7 protein-coding genes are annotated in these 12225 nt (G+C 59.9%); 5 read left to right on the top strand and 2 right to left on the bottom strand.

The window, feature by feature from the left end; translation table 11 throughout:
* The first annotated feature begins 1 nt into the window (after position 1).
* The 5 genes from Q0M35_RS13215 (at position 2) to Q0M35_RS13195 (ending at position 7167) form a co-directional block, all read left to right on the top strand.
* Positions 2-1942 (top strand): CocE/NonD family hydrolase, encoded by a 1941-nt coding sequence (locus Q0M35_RS13215; RefSeq protein WP_295316044.1) that lies wholly within the window; start codon positions 2-4, stop codon positions 1940-1942.
* Between the two features lie 118 nt (positions 1943-2060).
* Positions 2061-3650: an ABC transporter substrate-binding protein gene (locus Q0M35_RS13210; protein WP_295316042.1), complete on the top strand. Its 1590-nt coding sequence runs from the start codon at positions 2061-2063 to the stop codon at positions 3648-3650.
* Between the two features lie 14 nt (positions 3651-3664).
* Positions 3665-4621, top strand: coding sequence for an ABC transporter permease (locus Q0M35_RS13205; protein WP_295316040.1), 957 nt, complete (start codon positions 3665-3667; stop codon positions 4619-4621).
* Complete coding sequence (locus Q0M35_RS13200) at positions 4618-5430, top strand: ABC transporter permease (protein WP_295316038.1); 813 nt, start codon at positions 4618-4620, stop codon at positions 5428-5430. The genes Q0M35_RS13205 and Q0M35_RS13200 overlap by 4 nt, the downstream gene beginning before the upstream one ends.
* A 99-nt stretch (positions 5431-5529) precedes the next feature.
* Entirely contained in the window at positions 5530-7167 is a 1638-nt protein-coding gene (locus tag Q0M35_RS13195; protein ID WP_295316036.1) for an ABC transporter ATP-binding protein, read from the top strand.
* An 88-nt stretch (positions 7168-7255) separates the two neighbouring features.
* Here Q0M35_RS13195 and Q0M35_RS13190 read toward each other — a convergent pair whose 3' ends face one another.
* Complete coding sequence (locus Q0M35_RS13190; RefSeq protein WP_295316035.1) at positions 7256-9151, bottom strand: acyl-CoA synthetase; 1896 nt, start codon at positions 9149-9151, stop codon at positions 7256-7258.
* A gap of 133 nt (positions 9152-9284) precedes the next feature.
* Positions 9285-11096 (bottom strand): ABC transporter transmembrane domain-containing protein, encoded by a 1812-nt coding sequence (locus Q0M35_RS13185; protein ID WP_295316034.1) that lies wholly within the window; start codon positions 11094-11096, stop codon positions 9285-9287.
* Positions 11097-12225 lie beyond the last annotated feature (1129 nt).

Raw genomic sequence — 12225 nt, 5'->3', positions numbered from 1 at the left:
CATCACCCTGTCAGATGGGTGCCGTCTTTCAGCACGGGTCTGGCGGCCCGTCGATGCCGGAGACGATCCGGTTCCGGCAATTCTGGAATACCTTCCCTACCGCAAGCGCGACGGCACCTGCGCACGCGATGCGCTGACACACCCCTGGTTTGCCGCGCGTGGCTATGCCTGCATCCGCGTCGATATCCGCGGCAACGGCGACAGTGAAGGTCTGATGGAGGATGAATATACCGCGCAGGAACTCACCGATGCCGTCGAAGTCATCGCCTGGCTTGCCGCACAGCCCTGGTGTTCGGGCAGCGTGGGCATGATGGGCATCAGCTGGGGCGGATTCAACGGTCTGCAGGTTGCAGCCCTTGACCCTCCGGCGCTGAAAGCGGTCATCACGCTCTGCTCAACGGTGGACCGCTTTGCTGATGATATCCATTACAAAGGCGGCTGCCTGCTCAACGAAAATCTTGGCTGGGGGGCGACCATGTGGGCCTATTCATCGCGCGCGCCCGATCCGGCCCTGCGTGAGAACTGGCGCGAAATGTGGATGCAGCGGCTGGAGAACGAGCCCTTTCTGCCGTCGGTCTGGCTGCGCCACCAGCGCCGGGATGCCTACTGGAGGCATGGCTCGGTGATTGAAAATTACGGGGCGATCAAAGCGAAGGTGCTGGCCATAGGCGGCTGGGGCGACGCCTATAAGAACGCCGTACCGCAGATCGTGACCGGGATCGCAGGTGCCAAAGGCATTACCGGCCCCTGGGTGCATAAGTATCCTCATTTTGCCGTGCCGGAACCGCGCATCGGCTTTCTGCAGGAAGCACTGCGCTGGTGGGATCACTGGCTGAAAGGCGAAGATACCGGCGTGCCCGATGATCCCGACTACCGCGCCTTTGTCATGGACGGTGTGCGGCCCCGGCGCTGGTACGCAGAACGACCCGGAAGGTGGGTCGCCGAAGCCGACGGCGCCACCGCACATATGCCGCACCGCACGCTTTATCTAACCGCCAACGGGCTCTCGGACGGGCCGGCACGGCTGAATGCCCGGGTGCGCTCGCCGCAGGACTGCGGGGCAGAGGCCGGCGAATACTGCGCGATCTGGCTGGGGCCGGAAATGCCGGGGGATCAGCGTGACGATGACGCACGTTCGGCCTGTTTTGATACCGGCCCGCTGGAGCAGGACACAGATATTTTCGGCGCACCTGTTTTGCGGCTTTCGCTGGCGTCAGATCAGCCGCAGACGCAGATTGCCGTTCGCCTCAATCACATTCATCCCGATGGCGCGAGCACGCGGATCACATACGGGGTGCTGAACCTGTCACACAGGTCCGGACACAGTGATCCCGCCCCCCTCACCCCGGGCGAGATCGTGGACATTGAAGTGCGTCTGGATCAGATCGCTTACCGCCTGCCCGCCGGCCACCGTCTCCGCGTGGCGGTCTCGACAGCGTACTGGCCGCTGATCTGGCCCGCTGCGCAAAGCGCGGAAATCACCCTCACCAAAGGGGCAATGCACCTGCCGGTCCGGCGCACCGCGCGGGGCGATGAATGCAGCTTTGCGCCACCCGATGCCGCCGCGCCCTGGAAGACCGAAACCCTGCGCGCGCCGAAAAACAGCCGCCGGCGTGAGACTGATATGACCACCGGCGAAGTGCACCTGCATATCCGCGACGACTTCGGAGAAACCCGCGATGCGGATCACGGGCTGATCGCCGGCGGCATTGCGCGGGAAACATGGAGCATCCACCCGGATGATCCCCTCTCGGCGCGAGGGGCCTGCCACTGGACGGAGGAAATGGCGCGTGACGGTCTGCGACTGCGCACAGAGACCAGATCGCGCATGTGGTCCGACAAAGAAACGTTTTTTCTGGAGGCTCGCCTTGAGGCATACGAAAACGACCGGTTGATTTACGAACGCGACATCAAAGACGAGATTGCCCGCGATCACCTCTAGCGCGGACACATTATTAATCGGCGATTGCCCTTGATACGACGCCGGAAATGCGCAAGCTTTGGCCATCACAAAAAACATAAAAAATGCGCTGTAAACGCAATCTAACCGGGAGATTCAAATGAACGATCAGCTTAAATACTACAGTGACCGTGTGACCAAAGGTCTGATGACACGTCGCGAATTCGTCGGACGTGCAGCCGCCCTTGGCGTGACTGCCGCTGTTGCCAACTCCATGCTCGCTACTGCTGCGAAAGCCGCAGGCCCCGTTAAAGGCGGCACGATCCGTATGGGCATCCAGGGCGGTGAGAGCACCAACAGCCTTGATCCCGCGCTCGCAGCCTCTGCCGTGCCGACCGTCAATCTGCGCAACTTCGGCGATTGCCTTGTCAATGTGGCGCCCGACGGCAGCATCGAAAACCGGCTTGCCGAAAGCATTGAAGCCTCTGCGGATGCCAAAACCTGGAATTTCAAAATCCGCAAAGGCGTGGAATTTCACAACGGCAAAAGCCTGACACCCGACGATGTGATGCGCACGATGGAACGGCATTCCAATGAGGATGCCACGTCCGGTGCGCTCGGCATCATGCAGGGCATCGAGTCCATGGCCGTCGATGGCGACAATTTCCAGGTGACACTGAGCACACCGAATGCGGACCTGCCCTACCTGCTGGCTGACTATCACCTGCAGATACAGCCTGACGGCGGCTTCGATGACCCCGCATCCGGCATCGGCACCGGCGCCTATATGATTGAGGTGGACGAGCCCGGCGTGCGGCATCTCTTTAAGAAAAACCCTAACTACTGGGACGACAGCATCGGCCATGCAGATGAGATCGAGGTCCTGGCGCTGAATGACACCACCGCGCGGACAGCGGCACTGCAATCAGGACAGGTACATATCATTGACCGTGTGGAGCCCAAAATCGCGCAGCTGCTCGACCGTGCGCCCAATGTGAATGTTAAATCCGTATCCGGCCCCGGCCATTACGTATTTATCATGCACTGCAACACGGCACCTTTCGACAACGCCGATCTGCGCATGGCGCTGAAACTGGCCATCAATCGTGAGGAAATGGTCGATAAAATCCTGCGCGGCTATGGCACGACGGGCAACGATTTCCCGATCAACAAAGCCTATCCGCTGTTTGACGATACAATCCCGCAGCGGACCTATGATGCAGCACTGGCCGCCGAGCATTATAAGAAATCCGGCCACGACGGCTCACCGATTATCCTGCAGGTGGCCGACGGGGCCTTCCCCGGCGCTGTAGATGCCGCGGCTCTTTTCCAGCAGTCCGCACAGGCGGCGGGCATTCCACTGGAAATTAAACGTGAGCCCAACGACGGCTACTGGTCCGAAATCTGGAACGTGCAGCCTTTCTGTGCCTCTTACTGGTCCGGTCGTCCGGTCCAGGACCAGATGTATTCCACGGCCTATCTTTCGACCGCCGACTGGAATGACACACGGTTCTTTAACGACGAATTCGACGCATTGCTGAATTCTGCCAAGGCGGAACTGGACAACACCAAACGCAAGGAAATTTATTCGCAGATGGCGAATATCCTGCGCGACGAGGGCGGCCTTATCTGTCCGATGTTCAATGACAGTGTAGAAGGCGTGGCGTCAAATGTCGGCGGCTGGATCGAAGATCCGAACCTCACGATTATGAACTGCATGGCCGGTATCAAGTGCTGGCTTGACGCTTAAGGGCAGCGGCACAGATGCACCCGATTTTAAAACTGGTGGCCCAGCGCGTCGCGCTGGGCTGTCTTCTGCTCTTTGCAGCATCCGTTCTGATCTTTGCCGGCACCACGATCCTGCCCGGCGATGTCGCCCAGCAAATCCTGGGCCAGGCCGCAACCCCTGAGAACCTCGCGAACCTGCGCGCCGAACTGGGCCTGAACGACCCCCCGCTGACACGCTATTTCTCATGGCTAGGCGGTGTAATGCAGGGCGATCTCGGCACGGCACTGACCAACGGCCGCGATATCGCCGAAAGCCTCGGCGACCGGCTCTCCAACACGCTTTTTCTCGCCTTCTGGGCCGCTCTTATTTCCGTGCCGCTGGCCATCTTTCTGGGCCTGCTCGCGGTGCGATACAAAGACCGCTGGCCGGATAAACTCATTTCGGGCGTCACGCTGACGACGATCTCCATTCCCGAATTCATGATCGGCTATATCCTCATTTACTGGATTTCGATCCGCTTTGGCTGGTTTTCCTCCGTTGCAATTATCAACGACAGCATGAGCCTCGGACAAAAACTTAACGCCATCGCCATCCCAGTTATGGTTCTCACGCTCGTGGTGCTGGCGCATATGATGCGCATGACCCGGGCCGCGATCCTCAACGTGATGCAGTCCGCCTATATCGAGACGGCTGAGCTCAAAGGCATGCCGATGCTGAAAATCATCCGCAAACACGCCTTCCCCAATGCCATCGCGCCGATCGTCAACGTGGTCATGATCAACCTTGCCTACCTTGTGGTCGGCGTCGTTGTGGTCGAGGTGGTCTTTGCTTATCCGGGTATGGGCCAGTATCTCGTGGATCATGTGGCCAAACGTGACATCCCCGTGGTTCAGGCCTGCGGTCTGATCTTCGCCGCCGTCTATATCGGGCTCAATCTTGTGGCGGATATCGTCTCGATCCTTGCCAATCCGCGGCTGAGGCATCCCAAATGAGAATACCCCTCGCCGCCCTCCTTGGCCTTTTTTTCACCGGCCTCTTTTTCCTCATGGCGATCTTCGCAGGCTGGATCGCACCCTACGGCATGGCCGAGATTGTGGGCGACGTCTGGGAGCCACCCTCAGACCAGTTTCTGCTCGGCACTGACAGCATCGGTCGCGATCTCTTCAGCCGGATGATCTACGGCGGTCAGACCACGATCTTCATCGCCACTGCGGCCACAGCCCTGAGCTTTATCACCGGCTCCGTGCTGGGCTTTTTCGCAGCCGTCTCCGGCGGCTGGGTCGATCAGGCGATCTCGCGCTTTGTAGATCTGATCATGTCGATCCCTTCGCTGATTTTCGCGCTTGTCGTGCTCTCCGTCATGCCCACCACAATCACCATCCTAATCGTGCTCATGGGCCTGCTCGACAGCACCCGCGTCTTCCGTCTCGCCCGCGCTGTAGCGGTCGATATTACAGTGATGGACTTCGTCGAGGCAGCCCGCCTGCGCGGAGAGAAAACCGGCTGGATCATCTTCCGCGAAATTCTGCCGAATGCGCTCTCACCTCTGGTGGCCGAAATGGGCCTGCGCTTTATTTTTGCGGTGCTGTTTGTCTCCACGCTCTCCTTTCTGGGCCTCGGCGTACAACCCCCTCAGGCCGACTGGGGCGGCATCGTGAAAGAAAATAAAGAAGGCATAAACTACGGTATCGCCGCAGCACTCTATCCCGCCTACGCCATCGCAGTGCTCTGCATCTCGATCAACCTCGTGGCCGACTGGGTGCTGAACCGCACCACGTCGCTCAAGGGAGGACGCGGCTGATGCAAAGATCCCAGCGCACAAACAGCAGCGGGCCGGCGGGTGGGCGCCTCTGGCGCAGCCAGACAGACCAACCGGCGAACCCGCAGCAGGATCCGCAATATGACTGACCCCCTTCTTAAAGTGCGCGGCCTGAAAATCGGTGCCACAATTTATCCACCGGGAGAAAAGTCCCGTGACATCGAAATCGTGCACGGCGTCGATTTCGATCTGGAAAAAGGCAAGGTTCTGGGTCTGATCGGCGAGTCCGGCGCCGGAAAATCCACCATCGGGCTGGCGTCCATGGCCTACGGGCGCGGCGGTGTGGAACTCACCGGCGGCAGCGTCGAGGTCAATGGCCGTGACATACTGAAATCCGGCATCCGCGATATACGCCGGTTGCGCGGTGCCGAAGTTACCTATGTGTCCCAGTCGGCAGCAGCGTCCTTCAATCCCGCCAAAAAGATCATGGAACAGGTCATCGAAGCCGCAGTCCTTCAGGGCAAATTCGCCCGACGCGAGGCCGAAGACCGCGCAGTTGAGCTGTTCCGTAAACTCGGCCTGCCTGATCCCGAAAACATTGGTCAGCGCTATCCCCATCAGGTGTCCGGCGGTCAGCTGCAACGCTGCATGACAGCGCTCGCCCTTTGCCCCCAGCCTGACCTTGTGGTCTTCGACGAGCCCACCACTGCGCTCGATGTCACAACCCAGATTGACGTGCTCGCCGCGATCAAGGAAGCCATACGCGACACCGGGGTCGCGGCGCTTTACATTACGCACGACCTTGCCGTCGTGGCCCAGGTGAGCGATCATATCATGGTCCTGCGCATGGGCGAGATGGTCGAATACGGCACCGTCGATCAGATCATCAATGCCCCGCAGGCGGAATACACTCAGGCTCTGGTTTCGGTCCGTTCGATCAAACACATCGAAAAGCAACCGACCGGAACACCCATGCTGAAAGTGGAAGGTATCACCGCCCGCTACAGCGGAACCGACTTTGACGTGCTCAGGAACATCAATGTTGAAATGTATCCCGGTCAGACGCTCGCCGTCGTGGGCGAATCCGGCTCCGGCAAATCGACGCTGGCGCGGGTCATCACCGGGCTGCTGCCACCCTCGGCGGGCAGCATCACCTTTGATGGCCGCACCCTGACATCAAATCTCGCTCAGCGTCCGCGTGACGATCTGCGCGAGCTGCAGATGATCTATCAGATGGCCGATACCGCGATGAACCCGCGTCAGACCGTCGGCACCATCATCGGTCGACCGCTGGAATTTTACTTCGGCCTCAAAGGCGCCGAAAAACAACGCCGCATTCAGGAACTGCTGGACGAAATCGAACTGGGCGAGGGCTTTCAGGACCGGTATCCGGCCGAGCTTTCGGGCGGCCAGAAACAACGGGTCTGCATCGCCCGGGCACTGGCGGCCAAACCAAAACTCATTATCTGCGACGAGGTCACATCGGCACTCGATCCACTGGTTGCGGACGGCATCCTCAAGCTGCTGCTCAACCTGCAGAAAATCGAAGACGTGGCCTATCTCTTCATCACGCATGACCTCGCCACCGTGAAAGCCATCGCGGACAGCATTGCCGTGATGTACATGGGCGAGGTCGTCCGCTACGGCCCGAAGTCACAGGTACTGAGCCCGCCCTTCGACGACTATACCGATCTTCTGCTGAGCTCGGTGCCGGAGATGAAACTCGGCTGGCTCGAAGAGGTCATAGAACACCGGAAAATGGAAAGCGCCGGCAACTGAGATATGTCGTTGCCGGCCCCGATGCAAAGCCGCCGGGCAGCGGTCTCTGCATCATCAGGAGAGACCACCTGAGACCGCGACGCCGCTGTTATTCTGCGGCTATCGCGCTGCCTCTTATCTCCCAGGGGCGCACGAAATCGCCCAGTACCGCACCGATTGCGGCCTCATCCGCGCCATTTGCCTCTACCTGAGCCACCAGCCCGCGTTTTTTGTCGTCAACAACCGACACCACACGCGCCGCCACCCCTGCCGCTTCAAGCGACTGATTGTAGATGCGCGTAATCGCATGTTTGCGCAGGTCGGGTTTGAAGATTTTACCCACGGCTGTTTTTGGCAGCTCGTCCATGATGGTCAGATGCCGCGGCTGTGCTGCGCGCTCATGCACCCGCTCTTTGCAGAAGGCCAGCAGTTCCTTTTCGGTAACGCTCGCGCCCCCCACCAGTTCAACAAAGGCGCAAGGCACCTCGCCGGCATGCGCATCCGGCTGGCCGATGGCACCCGCAAAGGCGACCGCTTCGTGATGCAGCAATGCCTCTTCGATTTCCGCCGGATCAATGTTGTGGCCGCCGCGGATAATCAGATCCTTGGCCCGCCCGGTGATCCACAGATAACCGTCCGCATCCACGCGTCCCAGATCGCCGGTGCGCAGATGCTCGCCATAGTAAAGATCTTTGTTCTTTTCCTGCTCTGTATAAGTGTTACCCACATAAACGCCGGGGTTCGACACACAGATTTCGCCAATCTCATCGGTTTCCGCCGTAACCGGTCCGTCCGGCGTGCTTTTGTATATCTTCACGTCGCAATAAGGCAGCGGGATACCGATGGAGCCCACTTTCTTTTCGCCGTCGGTCGGGTTGCAGGACACCAGGCATGTCGCTTCGGTCAGACCGTAACCTTCGACAAGCGTCACCCCCGTGGCTTTTTCAAAGCGCCGGAAAAGTTCCAGCGGCAGGGGCGCCGATCCGGAAAATGCTGTTTTCACGGTACTCACATCCGCATCGATCGGGCGCTGCATTTTGGCGGAAATCGCAGTTGGCACGGTGATGATGAAAGTGACTTTCCAGCGCTCGACGAGCTTCCAGAAATTGTCCATCACACCCTCGCCGCGATAGCCCTGAGGCGTCGGAAAGACAACATGCGCGCCTGAAACAAGTGCTGCCATCAGGATCACATGGCAGGCAAAGACGTGAAAAAGCGGCAACGGGCAGATGATCGTGTCTTTTTCCGAGAAGAGCAGCGTTTTGCCCAGCCAGCCGTTGTAGACAAGCCCGGAATACCGGTGCTGGGCCACCTTTGGCATCCCTGTGGTACCGCCGGTGTGGAAATAGCAGGCCACGCGGTCTTCCTGAATATCCTCAAATGTCAGCGTTTTTGGCTGTTTGGCCAGCTCCGCGTTGAAGTTCAGATACTTCGCCTGGTTCTGCACTTTCAGTTTCGGCCGGATAAGCGGAACGATCCAGGATTTCGGCGGCGTGAGATACCGCAGAAGATCCACCTCGAGCACAGTTTTGACGCCGGGTGCGAGGGCCACAGCTTCGGCGGTTTTGTCTGCCACATCGGTCTTCGGGAACGGTCGCAGTGTGACGACGACACTGGCCCCGGTCTCGCGCAGGATGGAGCCGATCTGTTCTGCATCCAGCAGCGGATTGATCGGGTTTACGATCCCGGCCACCGCCCCGCCGAGCAGTGCCAGCACCGTCTCGTTGGCGTTGGGCAGGACATAGGCAACAACGTCCCTTTCCGTGACGCCAAGCGAGCGGAAGAGATTGGCAGCCTGGGTGGTTTTGTCTTTCAGTTCTGACCAGCTGAGCGTTTCTGCCTTGTCGCCCGGCCCGGAAAAAATCTGGTAACTGACGGCATTCAGGTCAGGGAATTTCGCGGCTGTTTTACTCAGCACACCATAGAGCGTCGGCGGTTCAGGCCGGTCCGCCCATGGCATTTCTGCCTCAATAGCCTCGCAGTCTTTCGTCCCTGCAAATGTCATCCGGTTTCCTCCCAGGACGCCCCTTTCCAGGGCATTTTCAGTTGGCGGAAACGATGCCTGGGTTTGCGGTCCAGTGCAAGCCGAACCGGGCCTCCGCAGGAGACCGGACGTCACGTAAAATCGCGCGCTGGCGCTATTCGGCGGCCATGCCGTCCGTAAACTGCAGCCGGGCGAGCCGCGCGTAAAGTCCGTCTTCGGCCACCAGCTGGTCATGAGGACCGGTCGCGACCACCCGCCCCTGATCCATCACCACGATGCGGTCAGCCTTTTTGACGGTTGCGAGGCGGTGTGCCACGATCAGCGTCGTGCGGCCCTCGCTGAGCCGGTCGACAGCCGCCTGCACCGCACGTTCGCTTTCCGCATCAAGGGCGCTCGTAGCCTCATCCAGCAGCAGCACAGGTGCATCCCGCAGAATAGCACGGGCGATCGCGATACGTTGTTTCTGCCCGCCTGACAGCATCACACCGCGTTCTCCGAGCCAGGCGTCGTAGGCCTCGGGCAGTGCCGTGATAAAGTCATGCGCGGCGGCGGCCTTTGCTGCCGCCTCAATCTCATCGTCCGTTGCTTCCGGACGGCCAAAACGAATGTTCTCACGAGCGGAGGCGGCAAAGATCACCGGATCCTGCGGCACCAGAGCCACGGATTTCCGGAAATCATCACGCCTCAGATCGGCAAGATCGACGCCGTCGAGCAGGATGCGGCCGGAAACCGGATCGTAAAACCGCAGAATCATCTGAATGATTGTCGTCTTCCCCGCGCCGGACGGGCCGACAAAGGCCACAGTTTCCCCGGGCTCGATGGTCAGGCTGACCCCGTCAAGCGCATTCACCAGAGGACGCGACGGATAGACAAAAGTGACGTTCTCAAACGTAAGCCGCCCGGTGACAGGCTGCGGCAGACGCGCGGCTTCTTTCTGTTCTGTGACGCTGTCTTCGGACTGTAAAAGCTCCACCAGCCGCTCGGTGGCGCCGGCAGCGCGCTGCAACTCGCCCCATATCTCCGAAAGCGCTGCCACACCGCCTGCGACCATCACCGCATAGATCACGAACTGCACCAGTGCGCCCTGGGTCATTTCTCCGGCCCGGACGTCTTTGGCCCCGATCCAGAGCACACCCACAATCCCCGCAAAAACGAGGAAAATCACGATAACGGTCATGATCGCACGGGTGTAAATACGCCGTCGCGCCGCGTCATATGACAGCTCCGTCATCTCGGCAAACCGGCCGCGACTGGCGCTTTCATGGGTAAAAGCCTGCACTGTCTGTACCGCACTCAACGCCTCCGAGGCATTGCCGGACGAGGCCGCAATCCAATCCTGGTTTTCGCGGCTCAGCACTCTGAGCCTGCGCCCCAGCACCAGAATAGGCACGATCACCGCCGGCACGATCAGCAGCACCAGCCCCGTTAGCTTGGCCGAGGTGAGCAACATCAGCACAAGACCACCTGCAAAGATCAGAATATTACGCAGCGCGATAGAGACAGACGAGCCGATCACCGACAGGATCAGCGTGGTATCGGTGGTGATCCGGCTCAGGACTTCGCCGGTCATGATCTTTTCGTAGAACGCGGGGCTCATGCCGATCACCCGGTCAAAGACAGCCTTGCGGATATCGGTCACCACCCGCTCGCCCAGACGGGTGACCAGCGCATACCGCACGCCCGTTCCGACAGCCAGCAAACAGGCGATGCCCAGAGCCGCCGCAAAATAAAGATCGAGATCGCGCGCGCTTTTCGTATCAAAATTATCCACGACCCGGCGCACTGCGAGCGGCAGGGTCAGCGACAGCATGGCCGTCACCACAAGGGCCGCAAGGGCAGAAAACATCAGTTGCCGGTAAGGCCAGACAAAAGGCATCAGCGCCGCAAGTGCGCCCAGCTTGCGTGATCGGGCACGTTCATCCGTCTGCCCCGGTGCTGCCGGAGCCTGTTGTGTGGGCCGTGCCATGGAACTTCCTCTGTCGTCTGCCCTGTTCTGGCCGCTGCTTCGGGCGGGGTCAAGACACCGGCCAGTGCTGTGCGGCCAGGCGACGCAGCCAGGTCACGGGTGAGGGCGGCAGCGTCTGCTCAGGAACAGGCCGGCGTCCACGGGGTCGCGCGCTCCGGAGTTCATTACGCATCGGTCAGGGGGACAGTGGCAGTGCAGCAGATACTGACCGCATCCGCGTAACCCGTCCCGACCGGCGGTCCGGGTCTGCCGCTCTGACAAGGGCAGCAAAACAACTGCCTGATGCAAGAACCTGCGAGGGTCTGACACGGTCTGCTGCCATAAAGATCAACACGATGATGACCCGGTTCGCCGCCAGGCCGGAGATCCTGTCCCGGTGGGACCGCCGCATTCTTGGTTGCTACGCCGATCTGCCCGAAACGATGATAAAGAGCACGGTTGAGCGACCTCGCGGCGTCCGGACGCAGACAACGCGTTCTGAATTTCGCGCTGACGGGTGGACCGTCGGTGATGCGCTCGTGTTCAGCGTCTTTTCCACTGCGTCCGGCTGAACAAGACGCGCGTCATCGCACCCGGCCTTGCCGTCGAGGCGTTCGCTACATTCAGCTTCCAGGCGCTCGCAGATCAGTTCGCGCGCAGTCAGGCGAAATGAGCTGAGCCTGAGCAAAGCTTCTTTGATATCAGCCCTTTGCAGTGTTTCATCCCGAATGGTGACATCAAACTCCCCCGAAATCTGGCCGCGCTGACATGACGTGTTCTCCTGAAAAAATCAGAAGCTTCAGGATACTGATAAAGCAGGCAAAAAATTGCATCTGTCCTTTTTTGCCAGCGCCCGGGCCCATCCTGTACCGTCCCGCGGCTCTGAAATGAGCCCGGGCCCCTGATACCACCTTGAATTGGTTTCCGGCGGGGTGGACAGCTGTGCCGTCCTTTTCAGGTTCTGTACGACCGGTCAGCACGCCTGCGGAACAGCTGTAATTCTCGCGGCGCAAATCTCGCTCGGACATGGCCGCCGGAAGTCTCGCGCCGCCGAAGCCTTTGACCGTTGGTTTTGAAAGACGTGTGAGACAACACAGCCCGCCTGATCAGACCAGACCGGATACTCTGGTCCGAAAAAAGGCAACCAGCG

This window comes from Roseobacter sp. (assembly GCF_024639605.1).
Taxonomy (GTDB): Bacteria; Pseudomonadota; Alphaproteobacteria; order Rhodobacterales; family Rhodobacteraceae; genus Roseobacter.
Note: the sequence above shows the minus strand (reverse complement) of the source record. Positions and strands in the feature narration are given on the sequence as shown.